Genomic DNA, 25,592 nt, shown 5'->3' with positions numbered 1-25,592 from the left:
TCGGCGCCCCCGCCCGCCGCACCTCCCGCCCGGCGGAAGACCCGACGCACTCCGCTGACCTGGTACCGCGGGGGAGGGCTCGCGAACCTGCTGTTCGTGCTGCCGATGGTGTTCGTGTTCCTCTTCTTCTCGTGGTCGCCGATCGTGCAGTCGGTGGTCATGAGCCTGCAGAAGACGAACCTGCTCGTCTCGGAGTGGGTCGGCCTCGACAACTACGTGGCGGTGCTGACCGACCCGCAGCTCGGCCGCGCGGTCGTCAACACCGTCTACTTCGCGCTGCTGGCGCTCCTGTTCGGATTCCCGCTGCCGCTGTTCGTCGCGGTGCTGATGAGCGAGGTGCGCCGCGGCAAGGGGCTCTACTCCGCCCTCGCGTACCTGCCTGTCGTGATCCCCCCGGTGGTGGCGGTGCTGCTGTGGAAGTTCTTCTACAGCGCCGATCCGTCGGGCGTCTTCAACACCGTGCTCGGCTGGTTCGGCATTGCGCCGCAGCCGTGGATCTCCTCCGCGGTTCAGGCGATGCCGTCGCTCGTTCTCGAGGCGACGTGGGCGGCCGCGGGCGGATCGATCATCATCTACCTGGCCGCCCTGCTGTCGGTGCCGCCGGAGCTCTACGACGCGGCCGAGGTCGACGGCGCCGGCATCTGGCGCAAGGTCTGGCATGTCACGATCCCGCAGCTGCGCGGCATCCTCTTCATCATGCTGATCCTGCAGGTCATCGCGACCGCGCAGGTGTTCCTCGAGCCGTTCCTGTTCACGGGCGGCGGGCCTGCGGGCGCGACCAGGACGATCCTGCTCTACATCTACGACAAGGCGTTCCGCAACAGCCTGGGCGGTGACTACGGAGAGGCGACCGCGGTGTCGGTGCTGCTCGCGGTCGTGCTCGCGATCCTGTCCTGGCTGTACTTCAAGCTCACGAACCGCTGGAGCACCTCATGACCACCACGATCACGAACGCCGAGCGCCGGGAGGGCATGCGGGGCTTCCTCTCGCGTCGTGGGGCCGGCGGCGGGCGCAAGCGCGGCTCCATCGACGATCTCGCCGAGCGGTCGATCGTCTCGGCCTCGGAGCGCCGGCGTCCAGGCACGCGGTTCGGGATGTCGCTGACCCACGCCTTCCTCTTCGTCTCGCTCACGATCGCCGGACTCGGGCCGATCCTCTGGCTCGCGAAGTCCGCGGTCACCCCGACGCAGGACACCCTCCAGCAGCCGTTCGCGCTGTGCCCCAACGGCATCGACTGGGCGAACCTGTCGACGGCGTGGAACGACATCCACATCGACCAGTACTTCTGGAACACGATCGTGATCGCCGTCGGGGCCTGGTTCTCGCAGCTGTTCATCGCGACGACCGCGGGCTACGCGCTGTCGGTGCTGCGACCCAGGTACGCGCCGGTGCTCAACGCGCTCGTGCTCGCGACGCTGTTCATCCCCGGCATCGTGCTGCTGGTGCCGCTGTACCTCACGATCGTGTCGCCGCCGCTGCTCGGCCGCGACGCGAGCATGCTCAACAGCTACCTTGCGGTGTGGCTGCCGATGGCGGCGAACGCGTTCAACATCCTCCTGGTCAAGAGGTTCTTCGACAACCTGCCGCGCGAGGTGTTCGAGGCCGCGAAGACCGACGGCGCCGGCCCGTTCCGGCTCTTCTGGTCGATCGTGCTGCCGATGTCGAAGCCGATCCTCGGCGTCGTCTCGGTGTTCGCGATCATCGCGGCGTGGAAGGACTACCTCTGGCCGAAGCTGGTGCTCCCCGACCCCGCGGTGCAGCCCCTGTCGGTGCGCCTTCCCGACGTACAGTCGCAGACCGAGCTCGACGTGTTCCTCGCCGCGCTCGCCATCGCGACGCTCATTCCGATCGCGATGTTCCTCGTCTTCCAGTCCGTGTTCCTGCGCTCCGCGGGACTCGGCGGCGCCGTGAAGGGCTGAGGCGCAGTCAGAGGCCGTCGGTGCTGTGGCCCTTGGGGACCACGACGAGCAGCGCGGAGGCCTCGACCCGGGTCTTGACAGAGAGCGCCTCGCCGAACTCGTCGCCGTCGAGCTGGACGGGGCGCGCCTCATGCGTCGCGAGCTCGATGCCGGCTCCGCGCGAGTAGACGACCGCGTTGTCCTTGGTGCGCAGCGAGAGCACGCGGCGGCCGGCGCGGAAGCGGCGCAGGAAGCTGTTGTCCCACGCGACGCGTCGCCAGACGAAGAGCCAGCCGAAGAGTCCCTTGGGCTGGAAGATGACGATGTCGAGCGCGCCGTCGGCGACGGATGCCTCGGGGATGAGGTCGAGTCCGGCAGGGAGCTTGCCGCAGTTGGCGAACAGCACGCTCTGCACCTTCGACGAGTGCAGCCGATGGCCAGGCAGCTCGTACACGACCCGGAAGGGCTTCGCTTTCGGCAGCGAGCGCGCCGCACCGTCGACGTAGGCGACCCAGCCGACCGTCTTCTTCAGCTGCGGGTTCGTGTTCGCGATCATCGCGGCGTCGAGGCCGATGCCGCCCATCACGACGAACGCGTGCTCGGCGGTCGTGCCGTCAGGACGCGCGATCTCGGTCCAGCCGACGTCCATCGCCAGCGTGTCACCGTCGAACACGGCGCGCACCATGGCGCCGGGCTCGGTGAGCGGGAGCTTCAGGTTGCGCGCCAGCAGATTGCCGGTGCCGCTGGGAACGATCGCAAGCGGCACCCCGGTGCCGCTCATCGCCTCGGAGACGGCGCGCACCGTGCCGTCGCCGCCGGCGACGAGCACGGCATCCACGCCTTCCTCGAGGGCGTGGCGGGTGACGTCGTCGCCGAGGTCGTCGACCGTGGTCTCGTAGAAGAGGGGCTCCGACCATCCGGCGTGCGCCGCGAGGCGTGCGACCGTGTCGCGCAGCGATTCGGCGTCGACCTTGATCGGGTTGTACACCAGCGCCGCCTTCGGCGAGGGCCGCTCGCCGTCGTCCGAGATCGGGCGGGTGGCGCCCTCCGGGCCGACACGACGCGCGTGGCCGTTCTGGCCGTCTGCTGTGTCGGGCTCGACGTCATCGGGCTGACGGATGATGTCGTCTGCCTCGGCCTTCGCGGGGCCGGGCGCGGCGGAACCGGACGCGGGCGCGACGGCCAGGAGCGCAGCATCCGATATCTCCTGCTGCACCTCGGCGAGGTCGAGCTCGGAGGTGTCGGGCCCGTCGGCGTAGATCTTGTCGGCGGGGTGGGGAGTGAGGTCGTCGGGGCGATCGCCGTCGCTGGATCCGGGTGCCGCCATGAGGTAAAGATTAGGACCCGAAGCGGTGTGCGGGTGCACACGACGTGGACGTACCCGATCGGGTGCCGATTCGCGGTCCCCGACTAAGCTTGCAGGGTGATCGATCCCGTGCTGCTTCGCGACAATCCCGAGCTGGTCAAGCGCTCGCAGGAAGCGCGGGGCGAATCACCCGACACCGTCGACGCCGCCGTCGAGGCCGACCGCGCGCGACGCGCCGCGATCACCGCCTTCGAGGAACTCCGCGCCGCTCAGAACGCGCACGGCAAGAAGGTGGCGCAGGCTCCCAAGGACGAGAAGGCCGCGCTCGTCGCCGAGGCCAAGGACCTCAGTGAGCGCGTGAAGCAGGCCCAGCACGCGGTCGCCGCGGCGGAGGAGGCATCCGCGGAAGCCTTCGGAGCGCTCGAGAACATCGTCATCGAGGGCGTGCCGGCGGGCGGCGAAGACGACTTCGTCACGCTGCGCACGCACGGCGACGTTCCGGCGTTCGGCTTCGAGCCGCGCGATCACCTGGAGCTCGGCGAGAAGCTCGGCGCGATCGACATGGAGCGCGGCACCAAGGTGTCGGGGAGCCGCTTCTACTTCCTCACCGGCATCGGCGCCCGGCTCGAGATCGCGCTGATGAACCTCGCGCTCGACCGCGCGCTGCAGGCGGGCTTCACGCCGGTCATCCCGCCGACGCTCGTGCGCCCCGAGGTCATGCGCGGCACCGGCTTCCTCGGCAAGCACGCCGCCGAGGTCTACCACCTCGAAGACGACGACCTGTACCTCGTCGGCACGAGCGAGGTGCCGCTGGCCGGCTACCACATGGACGAGATCCTCGACCTGTCGCGCGGTGCGAAGCGCTACGCCGGATGGTCGACCTGCTACCGCAGCGAGGCCGGCTCGTACGGCAAGGACACCCGCGGCATCATCCGCGTGCACCAGTTCAACAAGCTCGAGATGTTCGTGTACACGACGCCCGAGCAGGCGGAGGAGGAGCACCTGCGCCTCGTCGCGATGCAGGAGGGCATGCTGCAGGACCTCGGCCTGTCGTACCGCGTGATCGACGTCGCCGCCGGCGACCTCGGCTCGAGCGCCGCCCGCAAGTACGACGTCGAGGCCTGGGTCCCCACGCAGAACGCGTACCGCGAGCTCACCTCGACGTCGAACTGCACGACATACCAGGCGCGCCGGCTCGACATCCGCTACCGGCCCGAAGGCGGCAGGACGCAGCCGGTCGCGACGCTCAACGGCACGCTCGCGACCACCCGATGGATCGTCGCACTGCTCGAGACCCACCAGCGAGAGGACGGCTCCGTCACGGTGCCGGAGGTGCTGCGGCCCTTCCTCGGCGGGCTCGAGGTGATGGAGCCCATCGCGTGAGCGAAGCGCACCTGCCGAAGACCGGCTCCATCAAGGTCGTCGCGCCGAAGAAGGCCGCGAAGCTCGTCGAGCAGGTCGCGCGCGACACCGAGAACCCCGCCGTCGCCACCGAGCAGCTTCTCATCGCCCTCGACATCGACGGCACCGTCCTCCTCGAGGACGAATCGCTCAGCCCCGGTGTCGTCGACGCCGTCGAGCATGCGCATCGCGCCGGCCACGAGGTGATGGTCGCGACCGGGCGCAGCTGGGAGGGCACCCGCGGCATCGTGCGCGTGCTGGGCATCGCCCCCGAGTTCGTGGTGTGCTCCAACGGCGCCGTCGTGCTCAAGCGTCTCGAAGCCGACGAGCTGAGCTACGACCGCTGGCACGTCGAGACGTTCGACCCGCGCCAGGTGCTCGAGCAGCTGCGGGTGCATCTGCCCGACGCCCGCTACCTCGTCGAACTCGCCGACGGGCAGCGCCTGTACACCGAGTACCTCGAGGACTGGAACCTCGTCCACGCGCGGCGCGTCCCGTTCGAGGAGCTCGGCGCGCAGCCGGTGTGCCGTGTGGTCGTCGTCTCTCCCGACAAGGGCGAGCAGGACTTCGTCGACCTCGTCAAGCGCATCGGCCTCAACCACGTCTCCTACGCGGTCGGATGGACCGCCTGGCTCGACATCGCGCCGAAGGGCGTCGACAAGAGCACCGGACTCGAGCTGGTGCGCACCGAGCTCGGCATCGACCCCGCGCACGTCCTCGTCATGGGCGACGGCCGGAATGACGTCGGCATGTTTCGCTGGGCCCTCGACAACGGCGGCCGCGCGGTCGCGATGGCGCAAGGGCCGCAGGAAGTGCGCGACGCCGCCGGTGAGATCACCGACTCGGTGCACGAGGGCGGCGTGGCCGCGGTGCTCCGCCGCCTCTGACGGGCGGTCACCCCGCCGCTCCGACCCGCGGCGGAAAGCGCGCGTCCCTCAGATGATTGCCAGGCGTCGTTGGAAGAATGGGGCCGACAGTGCTGTCGGCTAGACTCGACGCCTGTTCGACGGATGCCTCCCCCCCGGGGCGGCATCGGTCGGGAGGGTTGTCCGAGCGGCCGATGGACCTGGTCTTGAAAACCAGTGGGCAGCAATGTCCCGTGGGTTCGAATCCCACACCCTCCGCAGAAGATGTGCCCGGGGGGCGCGAAGGTGAGAAGCAGTCCCCGAAAGGAATCGAGTGAGCTCGACGCACAAGCCCACGAGGCGCGGCCGCCGCACGGTGGCCCGTCACGGTGAGCTGTCGTCTCCGAGCCCGTTCGGTTTCATCCTGAAGCTCGTCGGCATCGTCGCCGCCGTCGTGCTGGTGTCGGGCGCCGGCGTCGCCGCGTACGCCGCCACGGACTTCACGGCGAGCTTCACCGAAGGCGCCGTCGAGCTCGAGGGCCAGGGCGCCGTCCCGCCCGACATCGGCGCGATAGAGGGCGGCGTCGATGTGCTCCTCGTCGGCACCGACGAGTGCGAAGAAGAGTACGCGTACCTCTTCGGAGACCGCTGCACGGGAGCAGACGCCGAGGGACAGCTCAACGACGTCAACATGCTCGTGCACATCTCCGACAACCCGCGACGCGTCACGGTGGTCTCGTTCCCGCGTGACCTCATGGTGCCGATCCCGTCGTGCACCCGCGAGGACGGCTCGACCACGTCGGCGACCAGCAAGACGCAGATCAACTCGGCCTGGGGCTACGGCGGACTCTCGTGCGTCGCCAAGACGATCAAGGAGCTCAGCGGCCAGAACATCCCGTTCGCCGCGAAGGTGAGCTTCGGCAACGTCATCAACATCACCGATGCGATCGGCGGCGTCGACGTCTGCATCGGCAACGGCGGCATCAAAGACAAGTACACCGGCATCAACTGGCCGTCCGGACCCCGCACGATCCAAGGCGTCGAGGCGCTGCAGTTCCTGCGCACCCGCCACGGCCTGCAGAACGGCAGCGACCTGGCGCGTATCAGCAACCAGCAGCAGTACATGTCGAGCCTCGCGCGCAAGCTCGTGAGCGACGAGGTGCTGTCGAACCCGGCGACGCTGTACAAGCTCGCGGCGACCGCGGTCGACAACATCACGCCGAGCAAGTCGCTGACCAACCCGATGACGCTGGTGCAGATCGCGCTGGCCGTCAAGAACGTGCCGTTCGAAGACATCGTGTTCGTTCAGTACCCGGTGCTGACCGACCCCGCCGACGTCAACCGCGTGGTGCCCGACTACGACTCGGCCGAACAGCTGTGGGCGGCGCTCGCGGCGAACGAGTCGCTCGAGGTCACGCATGACCAGGACCTCACCGGAGGAGTGATCGTGGCCGACCCGCAGCCCACCGAGGCGCCCGCCGACCCCGCACCCACGGCGACCGCCGATCCCTCGGCGACGCCCGCACCGAGCGAGACCGCCGTCGCACTCCCCAACAACATCCCGGGACAGAACGCCGCTCAGCAGACCTGCTCCGCCGGAAACGTCAGGTCCAACGGCTGATGGCGACGGACAAGCGGCCCTCGAGAGAGGGCCAGACGCCCATTGCGCGCCACGGAGTGCTGAAGTCGCGGCATCCGTTCATGACTCTCGTCGCGATGCTCGGCGTCGTGCTCGGCGTCTTCGGCGTGAGCGCGGCCGGCATCGCCGCGTACAACCTGTTCGACGCGACGCAGACGATCACCGCGAACGCCGTCGTGCTCGACGAGGAAAAGCCCCTGCCGCCGTCGCTGGGTGCCATTGAGGGCGGCGTGAACATCCTCATGGTCGGCACCGACTCCTGCGAGGGCGCGAACGCCGCGCTGTCGGGGGCGTGCCAGGCCAAGGCGACCGAGGGTGAGCGCAACGACGTCACGATGCTCGTGCACATCTCGGACGAGCCCCGTCGCGTGACCGTGGTGTCGTTCCCGCGCGACATGCTCGTGCCGATCCCGTCGTGCCCGAAGGAGGACGGCAGCGGCAGCTACTCGGCGATGTCGTCGCAGATGCTCAATGCGTCCTACCAGTACGGCGGGCTCGCGTGCACCGTGCTCACGATCGAGTCCCTCATCGACGACCAGATCGACTTCGCCGCGGCGATCCGCTGGACCGGTGTCATCAACATGTCCGACGCCATCGGCGGCGTCGACGTGTGTGTCGCCGGCGACATCAGCGACTCGCACACCGGACTCAAGCTGACCGCCGGGACCCACACGCTGCAGGGTGTACAGGCGTTGCAGTTCCTGCGCATCCGCCACGGCATCGGCGACGGCTCCGACCTCGGCCGCATCTCGAACCAGCAGCAGTTCATGTCGTCGATGGTGCGCAAGCTCCAGTCCGATTCGGTGCTCGCGAACCCCGCGACGCTGCTGAACCTCGCGACCACCGCGATCAGCCAGGTGCAGCAGGAGCAGCTCGTGCTGAGCTCCGGCCTCACGAACCCGACGCTCATGGTGCAGATCGCGATGGCCGTCAAGGACGTGCCCTACGAGGACATCGTCTTCGTGCAGTACCCGACCCGTTACGCCTCGGGCGACGGCGCCAGCCGGGTCATGCCGGTGAAGGACGCCGCGACGGTGCTCTTCGACGCGCTCAAGGCCAACCAGCCGCTGACGCTGACGGGCGACGCGAGCCAGGGCTACGGCGTCGAAGTCACCGGCGAGGCCGTCAAGCCGGAGGTGGCTCCGACGCCCGCCGCGACCGAGGCCGCCGGCGAGACACCCGCGGCTGAGGCCCCTGTCGCCGAGACTCCGGCGGCGGAGACGCGGGTCGAGCTGCCGTCGGCGATCGCGGGGCAGACCGCGGCGCAGACCACCTGCACGCAGCCCGAGGGTCGGTAGCCGCTCGGCCGCTCGGCCGCGCTGATTCGGCCGTGTGGGTTCCGGCTCACACGGGGTGGCCGAGGCTGTCGGTGCGGTCGGACTGCGTCGAGAACTTCGAGACGAACACGACCCAGCTGCCGTCGGGCTGCTGCGTCGCGACCCCGCCGTCCTGCCAGATCCCGTTCTCGGGGAACCATTGCGACCCGGCGGGGTCGCCCTGGTTCTGATGGACGTTATGGATGCCTTGCACCGACGCCGGGGCCGCGCCCTCGGGGAACGGCTCGCCCCACACGAGCGTGAGCGCCCCGACGCGCAGCGTCGCCTCCAGCGCCTGCGACGCCTGGAGCTGGTCGCCGGAGCGCCACGGCCGGAGGAACGGCACCCAGAAAGGCGATCGGTCGGCGGCCACGGCATCCCGTGCGCGGAGCAGCCACTGCAGGAACCAGCGGATGCCGACGACCCGCAGCTCGCGATGGCGGATGACGTCGAGGGCGCCCGAGGCGGGGGAGGAGAGGAGCTTCGTGAAGGCCGGAGCCGGCGGCGCCGGCCAGCCGAGCCTCGCGCCCGTGGTGCGGATGGTCTTCCACTGCACCCCCGCGGCGGAGTTCTTGCTGTCGACGTCGACCGCGACGCGGAAGTCGCGGGCCCCGCTGCGCAGCTTCAGGTTGACGTGCCACCACCGCCCGAACTCGTCCGGGTCGTCCCGCTCGTGCGACACGAGGGTTCCGCTGAGCACTCCGTACTGTGTGAACGGCATACCGGGATGAGCGAGCCGCGACCGCGTGTGATACCCGGCTGCTGATTCCGCGCGTGCAAGAAGCGGTCCCGGTCTCGGTTATGATTGCTGGGTGCATCCGCGCTCTTGCGGCCGGATGCCTGGAGACGTCGCATAGTCAGGCCTAGTGCACCACCCTGCTAAGGTGGAGTCCTCGTAAGGGGACCGAGGGTTCAAATCCCTCCGTCTCCGCAGAAGAATCCCCGGTCCTCCGGGGGTATTCTCGTTGTGACGGTCAGGGGCAGACGCGCACGCTGCGTCCTTCGAAGCTCACGACGTCGCCGACCTGCAGCTGCCTCCCGCGGCGGCGATCGATCTCGCCGTTGACGAGGACGAAGCCGTCGATGATCGCCTCTTTCACCTCGCCGCCGGAGTCGAAGAGGCCGGCGAACTTCAGGAACTGCCCGAGGCGAATGCTCTCGCCGCCGATCGGGACGTCATCGATCGGCGCCGGAATCGTCATCCCCGAATGTTAGCCGACGGATGCATGTCGGGCGGTCGAGGTCGCTCGGCGTCGACCCCGCGAAGCGCTTACGCGCCTTCCTTCTCCGACGCCCGGTAGCGCTCGGGTTCCGGCGTCCGTGCGAACCACCGGCCCGAGATCTGCGTCGGCACGATGCGCACCCACCGGTACTTGAGGGTGGGGATCCAAGGACGCAGCGCAAGTGCGTCGGCCTCGTCGATCTCACGCTGCAGCTCGAGCCGTTCCGCCACGCCTTTGACGATCACGCTCGAGGCGTACGTGTCGTCGTACTCGTCGACCTCGAACGCGACGCGAGGGTATTGCGACAACTCCGCGAGCTTGGAACCCGGAGCGGTGCGGAACAGCACCCGGGGTCCGTCGATCACGTAGTTCACCGGGAAGATGTCGGGCTCGCCGCCCGCGTCCAGGGCGAGATGCCCCAGCTCGCCGCGCGCGAGCATGTTCCAGCACTGCTCTTCGCTGAGTGTCACGACCGCTTGATTCGTGTCTTCCATGGCGCCATCTCCGTCGATCCTCGTCCGCCGCAGCACGACCCTTCTGCGCACACCTTAGTTCTTCCCGGCGCAGAGCGGACCTGGTCCGAGCGCACGTGATGGCGACGCCGAATCGGACGGAACTGAAGGGATGATGGATGCTGCGGGGCACAGCATCCATGTCTGCCCTTTAGTCTTCTCACCATGGGCGCGACGGCGAATGCCTATCTCACCGGCTTCGGCCGGTACCTGCCGGGGGAGCCGGTCGACAACGACGGCATCGTGGCGCGCCTCGGCGGGGACGACGCGGTGACCCAGCGCATCCGGCGGCGCATTCTCGACGCGAACGGCATCCGGCAGCGGCACTACGCGCTCGACGAGCACGGCGAGCCGACCGAGCTCAACGAGGAGCTCGCAGTCAAGGCCCTCCGTGCGGCGTTCGACGATCGCGGCGTCGACGCCCACGACATCCGCATGCTGGCGTGCGCGACGACGATGGGCGACGTGCTCGTGCCCGGTTTCGCGTCGATGGTGCACGGGCGGCTCGGTGGCGGGCCGATGCAGCTGCTGTCGGCGTCCGGGGTGTGCGCGTCCAGCCTCGCGGCGCTCGACGCCGTCGTCAGCAAGATCCGGCTCGGCGACCACCCCCGTGCGGCCGTGGTGGGCTCGGAGCTCGCGAGCCGGAGCCTCAGGCAGCGCCGGTACGACGGCATCCGTGCCGGCATGGACGCGCACTTCCTGCGGTGGATGCTGTCCGACGGAGCCGGTGCGGTCGTCGTCGAGTTCCAGCCGCACCCGAGCAAGCCGTCGCTGCGGGTCGACTGGGTGCGGCACGTCTCGCTCGCCCACGAGTACGACGTGTGCATGCGCGCCGGCATGGTCGGCGCCGAGCCGGAGGTCGGCGGAACCTGGCAGGACGTCGGCATCGCCGAGGCGGACGCGGCCGGCATGTTCCTGCTGCGGCAGGACGTGAGCATGCTCGACGATCTCGCGGATGCCGGCATCCGCCAGTTCGAGGAGCTCGTCGACATCGGGCTCGTCGATGTGCGCCACCTCGACCACGTCGTCTGCCACTACAGCACGAACATGTTCCGCGACGTCGCGTTCGAGGCTCTCCGGCGCCGCATCCCGACGCTCGACACCGACCGCTGGTTCTCGAATCTCGAGACCCGCGGCAACACGGGCTCCGCGAGCATCTTCATCGCGCTCGAGGAAGCGTGGCACACGGGGCGCTTCGCGCCGGGCGAGACGGTCCTTCTCGCCGTGCCCGAGTCGGGCCGGTTCTCGTTCGCCTTCGCCCATCTCACCGTGGTCGCACCCAGCGACCGGCAAGGAGCATCGACATGAGCAGCACCACGACCGTCGCCGCCGGCATCGCCCCCGAGGACGGCGCCGGGACGCTGTTCGAGCGCCTGGCGGAGGTCTGGGTCGAGCTCGAAGACCGGCTGGACCGGGTGCCCATCCTGCAGCGCCTCGCCGACGGAACGGTGACGCTCGAGGACTACCGACGTCTGCTGTTCAACCTGCGTCAGCAGGTGGTCGACGGGTCGCCCTGGATCTCGCGGGCGGCGTCCAGCTTCGACATCGAGCATTTCGAGCTGCGCGCGGCCGCGATCCGCCATGCCGAGGAGGAGCACCGGGACTACCTGATGCTCGAGCGCGACTACGTCGCGATCGGCGGCTCGCTCGAGGAGCTCCGCCGCGGACGCAAGAACATCGGGTCCGAGGCCCTGTCGGCTTACATGTTCCACTATGCGGGTCAGCCGAACCCCGTCGGGCTGCTGGGCGCGATGTTCATCATCGAGGGCCTGGGCGCGAAGCGCGCGGCGGGATGGGCGGCGCGGTTCCAGGAGGTGCTCGGTCTCGCCGACAGCCAGGTGCATTTCATGCGCTATCACCAGGATGCCGACGCCGCGCACACCGGGGACATGGAGGCGATCCTGACCTCCGGCATCATCGACGACCGCGATGCCGACGACATCGTCCGCTGCGCGCAGGTGGTGGCGCGCCTGTACGCGCTGCAGCTCGAGGAACTGGACCGCTGACGTGGCGGCGCCGCGACCGAGCATGCCGGAGTTCGTGCGCTCCGACCCGAGCATGTGGGAGGCGGTGTACGCGGATCCCTCGGTGCCGCTGGACCGTGCGCTGGTGCGTCAGATCATCAACGACCAGCGACGCCTGTCTCGGCGCTGGCTCTACCCGATCGCGCGGATCGTCTCCCGCGTGCTCGTCGCGGTGATCTCGATCGTGAAGCGCGTGCTGCCCTTCCGATGGATGCCGCTGAGCACGATGGATGCGCTGTGCGTCTGGTTCCTTCGGCGCTTCGTCTCGCCGGGCGCGGTCGAGCTGCTGATCCGGCACTTCGTGGTCGAGACGAACCTGGTGAACTTCATCATCCGCAACACCGCGGTCGACATGGCACCGGTGACCCTCCGGCCGGAGACCCTCGCAGGGCTGGGCGACTCGGCCGTCGTCGAGCACGACGTTAATGTGTACGACGTCCTGATCGCCCTCGACGGTGTTCCGCTCACGCGGCCGCAGACGCTCGACTTCGCGCAGCTCGACATCCCGCCCCTCGACGCCGAACGCCGGCGCCGACGCTACCTTCGGCTCGACATCCAGACCGCGCTGTGCTTCATGAACATCCCCTTCTCGATGGCGCTCACCGTGGAGGAGTACCGGCGGGCGGTGCACTCGATCCGGTTCGACGACTCGTTCCTCGAGATCCTCGCCCTCGTCACCGGCGACGACACGTTCCGCCACTGGAAGCTCGCCGGCATGAGCCTGTGGATGGACTCGAACGTCGACGTTCCGCGCATGGTCTACCGGCACGCGCTCGTGTGCGAGTACGCCCACGCCCAGCTCGTGAAGCTCGCCGGCGGCATCTACCCGCGCGACACCGCGATCGAGCTCGATTGACCCGGCGAGATCAGACGACGTCGCGTGCCGGCTCGAACCGGTCCACGAGCGCCTGCACGACCGCCGCGACGTAGTCGCGGTCGAGCGGCTCACCCTCCCACGCCTGGTGCATCGGGAAGGCCTCTACGAGCGCGTCGAGAGCGCGGGCGGTCGGCTCGGTGAAGTGCAGGCCGAGGCTCGCGCGGCTCACGAGCAGCCAGTCGCGGCAGAGGTCGTGCACCTTCGCGTCGTAGTTGCCGAACGAGTACATCTCGAAGAGCGCGCGCACCTCGTCGGTCGTCGCGTACGACCCGCAGATCAGGTCGACCACCGCCGCGCATGCCTCATCGCGGGACTGCGCGCTCTCGAGACTGGCGCGGTACTGCTGCGCCATGCGGGCCGCCAGCGAGGCGAACGCCTGCTCGACGATGTCGGACAATCCGTCGAAGTAGTAGGTGAGGGAGCCGAGTGGCACCCCCGCCCGTGCAGCGATGACGCGGTGGCTGGTCTGGTGCACGCCGCGCTCGCCGATCACCTCGAGCGCCGCCGCGACGATCCGCTCGCGTCGGTCCGGGTCGTTGGCGCCGCGTGCGACCATCCGAAACCTCATCTCGTCGCGATCAACAGTTGTGTACGATAGTACAGATCGCTTGTGTACGATCGTACATACTTAAAGGATGCCGATGCCCACGTCTCTCCGCGCGCGCCGTCTCGCCCTCGCGACGCTCTTCTTCGTCCCGGGCGTCGCGATCGCGTCGTGGGTGACGCGCACTCCCGACATCCGTGATCTGCTCGGGGCATCGACCGCCGAGATGGGGCTGGTGCTGTTCGGCCTCTCGCTCGGCTCGATGATCGGCATCCTCTCCTCCGGGGCACTCGTCGCGCGGCTGGGCGCGCGCCCGGTGATCGCCGTCGGCGCCGCCGGAATCGTGCTCAGCATGCCCCTCATCGGCATCGGCGCAGCCACCGGGGCCCCGTTCGCCGTGGCCGCCGGACTCTTCCTCTTCGGCGCAGGCATGGGCGGCGGCGAGGTGGCGATGAACATCGAGGGTGCGGACGTCGAGCGCGTCACCGAACGCTCCTTCCTGCCGACATTGCACGGATGCTTCAGCCTCGGCACCGTCGTCGGCGCCGTGGTCGGCATCGTGGCCACGGCCGCCGCATTCCCGGTGGTCTGGCACCTCGTGCTCGTCGGGGCGGCGTCGCTGGTCGCCGTCGTGCTGGCGGTGCCCGCGCTGCCGCCCCACACCGGTCGCGCATACGGCGGCGAGACGACGACGGTGCGCGAGGACCGTCGCGCGCTCTGGAAGGACTCCCGCCTGCTGCTGATCGGCGTGATCATCCTGGCGATGGCGCTCGCCGAGGGAACCGCCAACGACTGGCTCCCGCTGGTGATGGTCGACGGCCACGGGTTCGATCCCGCCCTCGGCTCGACGATCTACGCCGTCTTCGCGGCCGCGATGACGATCGGCCGCTTCGCCGGCGGCTGGTTCATCGAGCGGTTCGGCCGCCCGGCCGTGCTCTGCGCCAGCGGCGTCTTCGCCGCCGTCGGCCTCGCGCTCGTGATCTTCGTGGACAGCCAGGTCGTGGCCGCCGCCGCGGTGCTGCTGTGGGGACTGGGCGCCTCGCTCGGGTTCCCGGTCGCGATCAGCGCGGCCGGCGACTCAGGGCCGGACTCGGCGGCACGCGTGTCGCTCGTGGCGACGGCCGGCTACGTCGCCTTCCTCGTCGGACCGCCCGCGCTGGGCTTCGTCGGGGACGAGTACGGATTGCGCGCCGCACTCCTGATCCCGCTCGTGTTCGTCGTCATCGCCGCGATGGTCGCGCCGCTCATCGGGGGGAGGCGCGCCGCGCCGGTCCTGGTCGAGGAGGCCTGAGGATCAGGAGCCCGCGGTGGCGACCAGGACCTTGAGGCGCTCGTACTCCTCCGTCATCCCCGGGTTCGCGAGGCGCGGGTCATCCGGCCGGCGCCCGGCGACCACATCGTCGAGGTAGCGGCGATCCGCGTCGAGGCGCCGGACAGCGTCGGAGCCGGGCGTGCCGTGGCCCGGGATCACGACGTCGGCCTGGGCGGCGAGCGGTGCGAGCAGGTCGAGCGCCGCGAGGTACGTCGGCAGGTCGTCGGGGTCGAACGGGAGCGGCAGCTCGAGGTCGCTGAGCATGTCGCCGGCGATCAGCACCCGCTGTTCGCGCAGCCACACGGCGGTGTGTCCGGGAGCGTGGCCGTCGTGCACCACCAGCTCGGGGGCGAAGCCTCGAGGAACGGACGAGGGCGGGATCGCAGCATCCGTGCCGTCCACACGACCCATCAGCTGCGCCAGCTCGGCCGGGAAATCGGCTCCGAGTGCGGCGACGAGAGCCTCCCGCTCATCGCGCGCGAGCGCCGCCGTCGCCTCCGACGCCGAGCGGGGCGCGGAGCCGAAGCGCGGGTGCCACAGCAGGTGGTCGTGGTGGGCGTGGGTGGCGAAGCCTCCGATGACGCGGAGACCGCGTGCGTCGAGCTCATCGGCGATGGCGTCCAGCTCGTCGGGCATCCACGCCGGATCGACGAGGAGTGCCTCGCCGTCGCGGCACAGCACGGTCGAGGTCGTCGACATCACGCGGCTCGTGGCGACGAGCACTCCTTCGGCGACCTCGATCATCGCGGCCACTCTAACCGACCCCGCTCCCGCCCTGGCGCGTTAGCATCGCACCGACGGAACGCGAGCGACGAGAGGCAGGCGCATGAGCCTGAGCGAGATCGACCCCACCGTGCCGCCCTCGGGTGAGGGCTGCGCCGACTGCGACGACGTGGGCGGATGGTGGGTGCACCTGCGGCGCTGCGCGGTATGCGGCGATGTGCGGTGCTGCGACACCTCGCCCGCGCAGCACGCGACGGCGCACTTCCGCGCGACCGGTCACCGGTACGTCCGCAGCTTCGAGCCGGGAGAGGAATGGTTCTGGGACTACGTCGGCGAGGACTACGTCGACGGGCCACGGCTCTCTCCGCCCGAGTCGCGGCCCGACACGCAGCCGTCGCCGGGGCCGGAAGGCCGTGTCCCGGCCGACTGGCGCGAGCTGATCCACCGCTGAGGAAGGGACTGCGATGGGCAACGCGAAGATGACGCAGCGCGAGTTCGAGCGCATGATGAAGCCCGCGCTCACCGACGCCCAGTGGGAGCGCCTGCTGTCGTTCGGTGAGCCGCACGACGTCGAGGCGGGCGAATACCTGTTCGAGGCCGGCGACCTGGACTACGACCTGATCCTCGTCGACACGGGTGAGCTCGAGATCGTCCGCGTCGCCTTCGGCTGGGTGGGGGAGACCCACGTGGGCACGATGGGTCCGCGCAGCTTCGTCGGCGAACTCGGCCTGCTCAACGGGCAGGGCGCGTTCCTGTCGGCACGGGCGACGAAGACAGGACGGATGCTGCGGGTCAGCCGTGAACGGCTTCGCGTGCTGATGGCGGAGGACGACGAGCTGTGCGACATCATCCTCCACGCGCTGTGGGCGCGTCGCGAGATCCTCCGCACCGGTCCCGCTGCGCTGACCCTCAAGCTCGTCGGACCCCGATCGTCGCGCGATTTCCTGGCGCTGCGGCGCTTCGCGGAGCGGGTCGATCTCGTGCACACGGCGATCGAGCTGGCTCCGGGCGATCTCTGGACGCTCGGCGAGCACGGCATCGGCCTCGACGACCTGCCGGTCGCCTTCATCCAAGGTGAGGCGATGAAGAACGCGACGCCCGGCATGGTCGCCGAACGGCTCGGACTGAGCTATCAGGGCCGCGCCGACGAGGTGGTCGACCTGGTCGTCGTCGGCGGCGGACCCGCCGGGCTCGCCGCCGCGATCTACGGCGCCTCCGAAGGGCTGAGCACCGTGCTGCTGGATGCTGTGGCCCCCGGTGGGCAGGCGGCGGCGACGTCGCGCATCGAGAACTTCCTGGGCTTCCCGTTCGGCGTGAGCGGTGGCGACCTCATCGGCCAGGCGTCGCTCCAGGCGCTCAAGTTCGGGGTGCGGGTCTATGCGCCCTGCGAGGCGGCGGACCTCCGCCCGGCGGGGAGGGACCTCGACGTCACCCTCACCGACGGTCGCGTCATCCGCGCGCGCACGGCGATCGTGACGTCCGGAGCCGCATACCGAACGCTCGACCTCGAGCGCTGGAACGAGTTCGAGGGTGCCGGCATCTACTACGCCGCGACGCCGCTCGAGCTCCGGCAGGTGTTCGAGTCGCCGGTGGTCGTCGTCGGTGGGGCGAACTCCGCAGGACAGGCGTCGTTGTATCTCGCCGCGAACGGGTGCCCCGTGCACCTCGTGGTGCGCGGTTCCGACCTCGGCAGCCGCATGTCGTCGTACCTCGTGGACCGGCTGCTCGAAGACCCGCGGATCGACGTGCATACCGGGTCCCGCGTCACGGCGCTCGGCGGCGGGTCGGCCCTGGAGAGCGTGAGCATCGACTCGATCGGCGACGTCGCGGCCCGTGGCCTGTTCTGCTTCATCGGCGCCGAGCCGGCGACCTCCTGGCTGGCTGAGCTCGACCGCGACGCCGACGGGTTCCTCCGCACCGGCACGGACGTCTCGGTGCAGTCGCTGGAGCGCTGGCAGGGGATGGGTCGCGAACCGCTGCCGTTCGAGACGTCCGTACCCCGCATCTTCGCCGCCGGCGACGTGCGCCGCGGCTCGATGAAGCGCGTCGCCGCGGCAGTGGGCGAGGGCTCCAGTGCGGTGGCATCCGTCCACCGCGCGCTCGCCGACATCCGCTGACGCCGGCGGGAGGGGTTCTCGCGGTACCTGGCACACCGGGGTCTCCCGCGAGCAGGCTGTCGGGAGTGGGATGGAGGATGCCGCGGGCGAGCGCTCTGCGACGCGAGGAGGAACCATGCACACCAGACAGCTCGGCCAGGGCCTCGAGGTCTCGGCGATCGGCATCGGCGCCATGGGGATGTCGATGAGCTACGGCCCGAACCCCGGCGACCGCGACGACATGATCGGCGTGCTGCGCTACGCGGTGGATCAAGGGGTCACGTTCATCGACACCGCTGAGGTGTACGGCCCGTACGACAACGAAGTGCTCGTCGGCGAAGCCATCGCCCCGATCCGCGACCGTGTGGTGGTCGCGACGAAGTTCGGCTGGGACATCGTCGACGGCAAGATGGTCGGGACGGACTCGCGCCCTGAGCAGATCCGGCGGGTCGCGGACGCGTCGCTCCAGCGCCTCGGCGTCGATGCTATCGACCTGTTCTACCAGCACCGCGTCGATCCCGCGGTGCCCGTCGAGGACGTCGCCGGCGCGGTCGGCGAGCTCGTCGCGGCGGGCAAGGTGAAGCACTTCGGGCTCTCCGAGGCGGGAGCCGCGACCATTCGTCGCGCGCACGCCGTCTTCCCCGTGACGGCCGTTCAGAGCGAGTACTCGCTATGGACCCGCGACCCCGAGGCCGAGGTGCTGCCGACGTGCATCGAGCTCGGCATCGGATTCGTGCCGTTCAGCCCGCTGGGCAAGGGGTTCCTCACGGGCACGGTGACAGCAGACGCCACGTTCGGCGCGGGCGAGATCCGCGGCCGTGTCCCGCGGTTCCAGCCGGAAAACCTCCGCGCGAATCAGGCGGTCGTCGACGGCGTGCGCGACGTCGCTGCCGCACGCGAGGCGACGCCCGGCCAGGTGGCCCTCGCGTGGCTGCTGTCGAGGCATCCGTCGATCGTCCCGATCCCGGGAACCCGCCGTCGGGAGCGCGTCGACGAGAACGCCGGCTCGACCGCCGTGGCGCTGTCGGCCGATGACATCGCGACGCTCGACGCGCTCGCCGCGGTCGTGGCGGGCAACCGCTACGACGACGCCGGCATGGCGATGGTCGGGCTCTGAGAAGGGAGCGCACGATGAGCACGAGCAGGCAGCCGCAGGCCGCGACGGTCAAGGGACCCGCCGAGTGGTTCAGCGGCGACGTCTACTTCAACGCGTACTACCGCGGTGAGGAGCCGTCGCGCACACGCTTGAATCTGGTGCGGTTCACGCCCGGCGCACACACGGCCTGGCACCGGCACGCGGTGGGGCAGACGCTTCATGTGACGGAGGGCGTGGGCTGGGTGCAGACGCGCGGCGAGGAGCTGATCGAGCTGCGCCCCGGCGACACCGTGTACACGCCGGCGGGCGAGTGGCACTGGCACGGCGCCGCCGCCGACCAGTTCATGTGCCACCTCGCTCTCTGGGAGGCGCCCGCCCCCGACGCCGCCGAGCCTGAGACGCAGTGGGGCGACAAGCTCACCGAGGCCGAGTACCCCTCGGGAGGCGCGTCGTGACCGCCTGGGATGCGATGGAGCTGCGCCGCATCGGCGCGGCCACCGAGCTGCGCATCTCGTCGCGGCGGCCCGACGGGACGCTGCGCCCCGCCGTCACGATCTGGCATGCAGCCGTCGGCGATGCCCTCTACATCCGGTCGGCGCACGGCCCCGAGAACGGATGGTTCCGCCGAGCGCTGCGTTCGGGCACCGGCCGTGTGACGGCGGGCGGCGTCTCGAAGGACGTGACCTTCGAGCCGGCCGACGAGGCGGTGGCGCCCGCCGTCGACGCCGCCCTGCACGCGAAGTACGACCGCTACGGGCCTGGTCCCGTCGGCGCGATCACCGGAACGGATGCTGCGAGCACGACCCTGCTCGTGATGCCGGCCTGATCGCGGGTCGAAGCGGCCGCGCCCTCGCGGCGGCGCCGAACCCCGCGTCGGCGGTGGCCCTTGCTCAGCGAGCAGCGGCCGCGGTGGCGGACGCGTCGTAGGCCGCGAACTCCGCGGATTGAGTGGCCGCCCACGAGGCCAGGAGCTTGAGCGCATCGGCCGAGGCGGAGTTCGCCGGGGCGGTGTACACGTTCAGCACGAGTCCGGGTTCGCTGGGCAGGTCCATCGACTCGTAGTTCAGCTCGAGGTCGCCGACCACGGGGTGGTGGAGACGCTTGAGGCCGCTGCGGTGGAACTTCACGTCGCGCGAGGCCCAGCGGTCGCGGAACAGCTCGCTCTGCGTCGACAGCTCGCCGACGAGGCGGATGAGGTCGGGGTCGTGCGGGTTGCGCCCCGCCTCCATGCGCAGCATCGCCGCGGAATCATGCGTGATCTGGTCGTAGTCCCGCCAGAACTGGCGGGCCGCGGGGTTCAGGTACGCGAACCGCGTCGTGTTCACGGGACGTCTGGGATCGTCGAACACGGGGGAGTAGAGGGCGCGGGCGAGCAGGTTCGCCGCGAGGATGTCGTGGCGGCCGTTGCGCACCCAGGCCGGAGCCTCGGTGAATGCGTCCAGCACCTGCTGGACGGCCGGTCTGACCGTCGCCGACGGGCGGCGAGCGGGCTTGCGCCCGGGGCCGGCGGCGCGCGCGAGGTCGAACAGATACTCGCGCTCGGCCTCGTCGAGCTGCAGCGTGCGGGCGACGGCGTCGAGCACGCCCTCCGACGCGCCGGCGAGATTGCCGCGCTCCAGGCGCACGTAGTAGTCGACGGAGACTCCCGACAGCATCGCCACTTCTTCGCGGCGGAGGCCGGCGACCCGGCGGTTGCCGCCGAACGCGGGCAGCCCCGCCTGCTCCGGAGTGAGCCGGGCGCGGCGGGAGCTCAGGAACTCCTTGACTTCGGCGCGGATGTCAGCCATGACTCCACGCTACGTCGCAGGATGCCGCGGTGACAGGCTCTGCGAGTGCCCGTCAGGGCGCCTGTGAGGGGTCACCTGCCGCCGCGGGCGTCGGGGCGTCGGGGCGTCGTCCGGTCAGCCGAAGCCGTTCGAGACCTGCACCGTGATCACCTGGTCGAAGCCCAGGGTGGTGCCGGCCGGTGGGTTCGTCGAGACGACGGTGTTGCCTGTCTGGTCGGACTCGACGTATTCGGCGGCGATGTTGACGAACCCGGCCTCGCGGAGCGTGTTGAAGGCGAAGTCGACAGCGGACCCCGTGACGTCGGGCACCGTGCCCTCCGTGGGCACCTCGTCGGGTGGTGTGTCATCCGTCGGCGTGACCCGCGAGTTGCCGGGGGTGCCCGGGATCCACGGCAGATCCACCCCGAACACGTTCTGGACGACGAGAGAGCCGAAGAAGACAACCACACCCACCGCGAGTACGGCGACGACTGCCCAGAGAGCACGGACGGGCCCCGGTGTAGGCGGGGTCGTGCGGCCGCCGCCGGTGGGGGACGGCGGGAGCACGGGCGGTGACGGTGCCGGCGGAGGAACGGGGCGCGGCGGTGTGCCGGAACCGGAGCCGCCGGCGGAACCGGAGCCGCCGCCCGGGGAGAAGTCCTGCGGCGGGGCGGGCTCCGGTGGGGTCGGCGCGGGTGGATCCGCGACCGGGGCGGCGCCGTCGAACAGACGGGTCTCCTTGCTGCGCAGGAACAGCACCGGGGTGCCGATCTCGGAACTGCTTGCGGCCGCGTCGATCGCGCGGCGCGCCGGCCCGATCGCCGCGTCGATCGAGGCGCCGTTGGCGATGCCCGTGTAGAGGCTCCGGCTGAAGGCGATGGCAGCCGCGTCGGTGATCTCGAACTGCATGCCGACGACCGCCGGAATGTCGAACTCCAGCAGACGCGTCGCGACGCCTGAGAACGGGTCGACGACCGAGGTGCGGGCGCCCTCGCACGAATTGAGCACGACGAGCCGAAGACTTCTCTCGTCCTGGAGCATCGTGCCGAGGCGCTGGCCGCTCACGTCGTCGGCGCGCCCTTGCGCGGTCTCGAGTACGAGGATGCCGGCATCCGTCGCCTCGTCGTATGCCCCGTGTCCGATGTAGTGCAGCACGTGGATGTCGTCGGGCTCGGCGATCCGCTGCTCCAGATCGGCGATCGTCGCGCGGTCCAGCCACGTGAGCTCTGCACGCCCCCGGCTCGTCAGAGGCTCGATCGCCTGCTCGAGATTGCGACGTTCGCGTTCGGAGTCGAGCTCTGCGTAGCCGGCGGGGTGGCTGATGATCCCGAGGATCCGCAGCGGCCCGGTGAGCGGAGGTGGCTTGTGCGCCGACGGGAGATCGAGGGTGCGGACGAGCGGGGTCCGCTCCGACTGGGCGATGAATCGCGGATGCCGGTACATCAGCTCCCACGGAAGCCGCATGAGCTCAGGGGCCCCCGAGAGGCGGAGGGTCAGCCGCATCCCCCGATCGTCTTTCGTATCCGCCCTCGACTGCGCCGCCTGGTAGAGCGAGCCGACGCGGTCGGTCATGACGGCGTCGAACAGTCGGGCCCCGAACGCGCGCATCTCGGCGTCCCGGTCGACGACGGTGCTTCGGCTGCGGACGAGGCCGACCCGCTGCACGAACGCATGAAGCTCCTCGCTCGTGAAGGGAATCGAGAACGTGCCCGTGGCGGCGGGGCCGTCGCTCGATGTGACGACGACGCGGTACGTCCCGTCCTGCTCGGGGTCGAAGCGGAGCTCGAGGTCGTCGAACGACAGTCGCGACGCGCTCATCGTCTCTCCCCGTCGGCGCGGACCCGCTCGTCGACCGCGGCCTCGAAGGACGCGCCGACGACGGGCGCGGGCCGTTGCAGATCGCACATCCGATCCCCCCAGCAAGGCGAGACTTACCCAGATGATGCACCTTCGACGGGATCGGCGCCAGAGGGCATGCGCTGTGCGCGGGCGCTCGGGTCACCAGCCGCCGCGGGTGGGCGTGCGGCCGTCGCGGGCATCGTCGGGCATCGCCATCTCGGCACGCACACCGAGGAGGCGGAGCGGCCGGCCGGCCTCGATCTTCGCGACGAGCTCCATCGTGCGCGCCAGCACGACCTCGCGGTCGGACGTCGACGGGATCTTCTTCGTGAACGTCTTGGTGAGAAACGGCGCGTAGCGCACCTTCAGCCCGAGCCCGACGACGGGGCGGTCGTCGGCGGCGACTTCGTCGAGCACCTCGTCGAGCAGTCTGCGGGCGGCCGCCTCGATCTCGTCCGGCTCGACGATGTCGACCTGGAACGTCGTCTCCTTGCTGTGGCCCCGCGCGACCCACGGCGTGTCGTCGACCACGTTCGACCCGTCGCCGCGACCGAGCTGGCGGTACCAGAGCCCCATCTTCGGCCCGAACTCACGGATCAGGGCGTCCGGGTCGGCGACGGCGAGCTCTGACACCGTCTCGACTCCCAGCAGCGCGAGCCGCTTCGAGATCTTCGAGCCCACACCCCAGAGCGCGATGGTGGGGCGGTGGCCCATGACTTCGAGCCAGTTGTCGGCGGTCAGGTGGAAGGTGCCGCGCGGCTTGCCGAAGTCGGTGGCGTTCTTCGCCCGGACCAGGTTGTCGCCGATACCCACGCTGCAGTGCAGGCGGGTGCGGTCGAGCACATCCTGCTGCAGACGGCGGGCGTATCCTTCCGGGTCGTCGGTCTCGACGCCGACGAACGCCTCGTCCCATCCGAGCACCTGCACGACCGCGCCTGGCTGCGCACGCAAGGTCGCCATGACCTCCTCGGATGCCGCGAGGTAGAGCGGAGCGTCGACCGGCAGGATGACGGCATCCGGGATCTTGCGCGCGGCGATGCGCAGCGGCATCCCCGACCCGACCCCGAACTCGCGCGCCTCATACGACGCCGTCGAGACGACCGCGCGCTCGGTGGGATCGCCGCGGCCGCCCACGATGACGGGCTTGCCCGCGAGTTCGGGGTTGCGAAGGATCTCGACGGCCGCGATGAACTGGTCGAGGTCGACGTGCAGCACCCAGCGCCGCGGTGCGGGCGCGGCGATGTCGCTCACGATCCCGTCCTTCGCGACCGGCGCATGACACGAGACTAGGCGCCGACGCCGACACCCGCGCGTACTCGCCGCCCCGAGGCATCCCTCACGCGAACGCGAAGAGCGGCGGGAAGACCACCACGACGATCGCCGCCCATGCGAGGTAGACGGGCATGAAGCCGGTCTGCCATCGCTCCAGGCGCTCGTAGGGAGCGCGATGCATCGCGAAGCGCAGCTGGAGCCATGCGGCGCCCGTGAGGTTCGCGAGCAGGATGATGTTGAGCCCGAGCGACGCGAGCTTGTTGGGGCTCGCGCCCCACTCGGCGATACGTCCGATCATCGCGACGAGCACCATGATGTCGACGACGAGCGCCGCGACGACCATGAGCAGCTGCATCCGGTCGAACCAGGAGGGCGGCGTCAGCGGATCGCGCGCCGAGAGGGCGTACAGCAGCAGGCCGACCACGACGACGAGCACGATGTCGAAGAGGATGAGCAGGTCGCGCTGGCCGAACATCTCGGTCGAGCTGTCGTCGATGAGGTTCCCCTGGATGAAGCCCGCGACGATGAAGGCGAGCAGCAGCAGCGTGAACAGCGGCGTGAAGAGCTTCGTGAGCACCGGGGCGATGTTCTCGATGACGCTCTGCTTCGCCTCGACCAGCCACGCCGCGATGATGATCGCGCCTGCGAGGCCGCACGGGATCATGACTTCTTCGACGAACCAGCCCGCGTCGAGGTCGATCGCGGCGAAGACCCCCATCGTGAGTGCGATGAGCACTCCGCCGCCGAGGGCGATCAGTGCGAGGTAGACCACCCACTCGCCGGTGAACCGGATGAAGTCCATGCGGGCGCGGCTCGACCGGACACGTCCGTTGACGTAGCCGATGCCGGTGACGAGCCACAGCGCCACGACGAGGTGCGTCGCCGCGAGCATGAGCGTCGCGCCGCCCGGGGCGAACGGGTAGACAGCCATCACGACGGCGGCCGCGACGAACGGCACCGCCACGACCGCGATGGTCGGCAGCACCGCCTTGCGCCGTACCAGGAAGTACGCCGCCAGGAACGGCAGCACGAGCAGCGCGTACCAGCGACCGTAGAAGTCGCCGTCCTCTGCGAACTGGATGCCGAACAGTGCCGGGATCTTCACCGCCAGCGCGGCGCCCACCGCGAGGCCGACCGCGAGCAGCAGTCCGCCACCGGTCCGTCGGGCGCGCGGCTCGTCCTGGAACATCAGCTGCTTCCAGAGTCGCTCGGAGTGCTCTCGCGCGAACTCGCGCGAGAGGTCGTCGAGCCCGCCGAGCCGCTTCACCGCCACGAGGAAGGCTTCGTCGCCGTCGAGGCCGGATGCCTCGAGCCTGTCGATCTGGCCGCGCAGATGGTCTTCGAGCTCGTCGACGTCGCGGCCGTCGATGGCCTCCGGGCGCGAGACGTACGCGCGCCACGTCGAGATCTGTTCTTCGATGCGCGGGTCGAGGTCTTCGGTCATGTCAGGCCCCTCCGAACGCGGGGATGCCGGCGAAGTCGGTGCCGCCGTCGCGGTCCGACCACACGCGCTGCAGTGCCCGGCTCACGACGGCCCACTGCTGCCGCTGCTCGGCGAACACCGCGCGGCCGGTCTGGCTGAGCCGGTAGTGCTTGCGTGGTCGCCCGCTCGGGGACGCGCCCCACGACGACTCGACGTGCCCGAGCCGCTCGAGTCGGTGCAGCAGGGGATACAGCATGCCGTCGCTCCACTCGAGCTCTCCGCCCGACAGCTCGCCCACCCGCTGCAGGATCGCGTAGCCGTACGACTCGCCCTCCGCGAGGATGCCGAGCACCATCGGTGTCGCCGCAGCGGCGACCAGGTCCTTGCCGATCTTCACGTCGCCTCCATGCCTAGAAGTTCTAGGTACATAGAAGTACAAGTTACCTTGAACCGCAAGGTATGCCCGATGACGCCGCGTGA

General features: G+C 70.0%; 26 protein-coding genes and 2 tRNA genes. 17 read left to right on the top strand and 11 right to left on the bottom strand.

The features are described 5' to 3' along the window. Positions 1–936: carbohydrate ABC transporter permease (locus RS82_RS06905; RefSeq protein ID WP_045297841.1), on the top strand; the 936-nt coding region annotated here is incomplete at its 5' end. Further along, positions 933–1,919 carry a carbohydrate ABC transporter permease gene (locus RS82_RS06900; RefSeq protein ID WP_157005447.1) on the top strand — a complete coding sequence of 329 codons (987 nt, stop codon included), beginning with the start codon at positions 933–935 and terminating at the stop codon, positions 1,917–1,919. The genes RS82_RS06905 and RS82_RS06900, both read left to right, overlap by 4 nt. Positions 1,920–1,926: 7 nt before the next feature. Here RS82_RS06900 and RS82_RS06895 read toward each other — a convergent pair whose 3' ends face one another. Beyond that, positions 1,927–3,225, bottom strand: a complete 1,299-nt coding sequence (locus RS82_RS06895) for a diacylglycerol/lipid kinase family protein (protein WP_084695500.1) — start codon at positions 3,223–3,225, stop codon at positions 1,927–1,929. Between the two features lie 96 nt (positions 3,226–3,321). Between RS82_RS06895 and serS the strand changes: the two genes are divergently transcribed. The 5 genes from serS (at position 3,322) to RS82_RS06870 (ending at position 8,387) form a co-directional block, all read left to right on the top strand. Then, complete coding sequence (serS, locus tag RS82_RS06890; RefSeq protein ID WP_045297840.1) at positions 3,322–4,587, top strand: serine--tRNA ligase; 1,266 nt, start codon at positions 3,322–3,324, stop codon at positions 4,585–4,587. Beyond that, complete coding sequence (locus RS82_RS06885) at positions 4,584–5,492, top strand: HAD family hydrolase (protein ID WP_045297839.1); 909 nt, start codon at positions 4,584–4,586, stop codon at positions 5,490–5,492. The genes serS and RS82_RS06885 overlap by 4 nt, the downstream gene beginning before the upstream one ends. A gap of 152 nt (positions 5,493–5,644) precedes the next feature. Continuing rightward, positions 5,645–5,729 (top strand) — tRNA-Ser (locus RS82_RS06880). 55 nt (positions 5,730–5,784) lie between these two features. Beyond that, positions 5,785–7,071 carry an LCP family protein gene (locus RS82_RS06875; protein WP_045297838.1) on the top strand — a complete coding sequence of 429 codons (1,287 nt, stop codon included), beginning with the start codon at positions 5,785–5,787 and terminating at the stop codon, positions 7,069–7,071. 80 nt (positions 7,072–7,151) lie between these two features. Continuing rightward, the gene (locus RS82_RS06870) at positions 7,152–8,387 is read left to right on the top strand and encodes an LCP family protein (protein WP_245619537.1); all 1,236 of its coding nucleotides are present in this window, start codon (positions 7,152–7,154) and stop codon (positions 8,385–8,387) included. Between the two features lie 46 nt (positions 8,388–8,433). On the opposite strand, the gene RS82_RS06865 is transcribed toward RS82_RS06870, so the two are convergent. Further along, positions 8,434–9,126: a DUF2278 family protein gene (locus RS82_RS06865; RefSeq protein ID WP_045297837.1), complete on the bottom strand. Its 693-nt coding sequence runs from the start codon at positions 9,124–9,126 to the stop codon at positions 8,434–8,436. A gap of 121 nt (positions 9,127–9,247) precedes the next feature. Between RS82_RS06865 and RS82_RS06860 the strand changes: the two genes are divergently transcribed. Further along, positions 9,248–9,336, top strand: a tRNA-Ser gene (locus RS82_RS06860). A 43-nt stretch (positions 9,337–9,379) separates the two neighbouring features. Here the strand turns inward: RS82_RS06860 and RS82_RS06855 are convergent. Both RS82_RS06855 and RS82_RS06850 read right to left on the bottom strand, forming a co-directional pair. Then, entirely contained in the window at positions 9,380–9,607 is a 228-nt protein-coding gene (locus RS82_RS06855) for an RNA-binding S4 domain-containing protein (protein WP_045297836.1), read from the bottom strand. Positions 9,608–9,675: 68 nt separating this feature from the next. Next, positions 9,676–10,122 (bottom strand): pyridoxamine 5'-phosphate oxidase family protein, encoded by a 447-nt coding sequence (locus tag RS82_RS06850; RefSeq protein WP_045297835.1) that lies wholly within the window; start codon positions 10,120–10,122, stop codon positions 9,676–9,678. A gap of 183 nt (positions 10,123–10,305) precedes the next feature. Here RS82_RS06850 and RS82_RS06845 point away from each other — a divergent pair, with 183 nt between their 5' ends. Genes RS82_RS06845 through RS82_RS06835 form a run of 3 tightly spaced genes read left to right on the top strand, consistent with a single transcriptional unit; the run spans position 10,306 to position 13,020 of the window. Continuing rightward, positions 10,306–11,448 carry a 3-oxoacyl-[acyl-carrier-protein] synthase III C-terminal domain-containing protein gene (locus RS82_RS06845; RefSeq protein WP_045297834.1) on the top strand — a complete coding sequence of 381 codons (1,143 nt, stop codon included), beginning with the start codon at positions 10,306–10,308 and terminating at the stop codon, positions 11,446–11,448. Beyond that, positions 11,445–12,146 (top strand): iron-containing redox enzyme family protein, encoded by a 702-nt coding sequence (locus RS82_RS06840; RefSeq protein ID WP_084695499.1) that lies wholly within the window; start codon positions 11,445–11,447, stop codon positions 12,144–12,146. Before RS82_RS06845 ends, RS82_RS06840 begins: the two co-directional genes overlap by 4 nt. A gap of 22 nt (positions 12,147–12,168) precedes the next feature. Next, a complete protein-coding gene (locus RS82_RS06835; RefSeq protein ID WP_045297865.1) occupies positions 12,169–13,020 on the top strand; it encodes a DUF6999 family protein in 852 nt (283 codons plus the stop codon). Positions 13,021–13,030: 10 nt separating this feature from the next. Here RS82_RS06835 and RS82_RS06830 read toward each other — a convergent pair whose 3' ends face one another. After that, a complete protein-coding gene (locus tag RS82_RS06830; RefSeq protein WP_045297833.1) occupies positions 13,031–13,597 on the bottom strand; it encodes a TetR/AcrR family transcriptional regulator in 567 nt (188 codons plus the stop codon). Between the two features lie 85 nt (positions 13,598–13,682). On the opposite strand from RS82_RS06830, the gene RS82_RS06825 reads away from it, so the two are divergent. Continuing rightward, the gene (locus RS82_RS06825; protein WP_045297832.1) at positions 13,683–14,876 is read left to right on the top strand and encodes an MFS transporter; all 1,194 of its coding nucleotides are present in this window, start codon (positions 13,683–13,685) and stop codon (positions 14,874–14,876) included. A gap of 3 nt (positions 14,877–14,879) precedes the next feature. Here the strand turns inward: RS82_RS06825 and RS82_RS06820 are convergent, their stop codons facing one another. Beyond that, a complete protein-coding gene (locus RS82_RS06820; RefSeq protein WP_045297864.1) occupies positions 14,880–15,641 on the bottom strand; it encodes an MBL fold metallo-hydrolase in 762 nt (253 codons plus the stop codon). A gap of 82 nt (positions 15,642–15,723) precedes the next feature. Here RS82_RS06820 and RS82_RS06815 point away from each other — a divergent pair, with 82 nt between their 5' ends. The 5 genes from RS82_RS06815 to RS82_RS06795 all read left to right on the top strand — a co-directional run bounded on the left by RS82_RS06815 (position 15,724) and on the right by RS82_RS06795 (position 19,638). Next, positions 15,724–16,071, top strand: a complete 348-nt coding sequence (locus RS82_RS06815) for a UBP-type zinc finger domain-containing protein (RefSeq protein ID WP_045297831.1) — start codon at positions 15,724–15,726, stop codon at positions 16,069–16,071. A gap of 13 nt (positions 16,072–16,084) precedes the next feature. After that, positions 16,085–17,737 (top strand): FAD-dependent oxidoreductase, encoded by a 1,653-nt coding sequence (locus RS82_RS06810; RefSeq protein WP_245619536.1) that lies wholly within the window; start codon positions 16,085–16,087, stop codon positions 17,735–17,737. Positions 17,738–17,852: 115 nt separating this feature from the next. Continuing rightward, positions 17,853–18,833 (top strand): aldo/keto reductase, encoded by a 981-nt coding sequence (locus tag RS82_RS06805; protein WP_045297830.1) that lies wholly within the window; start codon positions 17,853–17,855, stop codon positions 18,831–18,833. A gap of 14 nt (positions 18,834–18,847) precedes the next feature. Next, on the top strand, positions 18,848–19,267 hold the full coding sequence (locus RS82_RS06800) for a (R)-mandelonitrile lyase (protein WP_045297829.1): 420 nt from the start codon (positions 18,848–18,850) through the stop codon (positions 19,265–19,267). Continuing rightward, complete coding sequence (locus RS82_RS06795; RefSeq protein WP_245619535.1) at positions 19,264–19,638, top strand: DUF2255 family protein; 375 nt, start codon at positions 19,264–19,266, stop codon at positions 19,636–19,638. The genes RS82_RS06800 and RS82_RS06795 overlap by 4 nt, the downstream gene beginning before the upstream one ends. A 64-nt stretch (positions 19,639–19,702) precedes the next feature. Here the strand turns inward: RS82_RS06795 and RS82_RS06790 are convergent, their stop codons facing one another. The 5 genes from RS82_RS06790 to RS82_RS06770 form a co-directional block, all read right to left on the bottom strand. Continuing rightward, a complete protein-coding gene (locus RS82_RS06790; protein WP_045297828.1) occupies positions 19,703–20,599 on the bottom strand; it encodes a helix-turn-helix transcriptional regulator in 897 nt (298 codons plus the stop codon). A gap of 114 nt (positions 20,600–20,713) precedes the next feature. After that, the gene (locus RS82_RS21940; RefSeq protein WP_052676733.1) at positions 20,714–22,396 is read right to left on the bottom strand and encodes a CHAT domain-containing protein; all 1,683 of its coding nucleotides are present in this window, start codon (positions 22,394–22,396) and stop codon (positions 20,714–20,716) included. Between the two features lie 180 nt (positions 22,397–22,576). Next, positions 22,577–23,668: a DNA polymerase IV gene (locus RS82_RS06780; protein WP_483819041.1), complete on the bottom strand. Its 1,092-nt coding sequence runs from the start codon at positions 23,666–23,668 to the stop codon at positions 22,577–22,579. An 85-nt stretch (positions 23,669–23,753) separates the two neighbouring features. Further along, on the bottom strand, positions 23,754–25,133 hold the full coding sequence (locus RS82_RS06775; RefSeq protein ID WP_045297827.1) for a permease prefix domain 1-containing protein: 1,380 nt from the start codon (positions 25,131–25,133) through the stop codon (positions 23,754–23,756). Between the two features lies 1 nt (position 25,134). After that, entirely contained in the window at positions 25,135–25,509 is a 375-nt protein-coding gene (locus RS82_RS06770) for a PadR family transcriptional regulator (RefSeq protein WP_045297826.1), read from the bottom strand. Positions 25,510–25,592: the final 83 nt, after the last annotated feature.

Source organism: Microbacterium trichothecenolyticum, assembly GCF_000956465.1.
Taxonomy (GTDB): domain Bacteria; phylum Actinomycetota; class Actinomycetes; order Actinomycetales; family Microbacteriaceae; genus Microbacterium; species Microbacterium trichothecenolyticum.
Note: the sequence above shows the minus strand (reverse complement) of the source record. Positions and strands in the feature narration are given on the sequence as shown.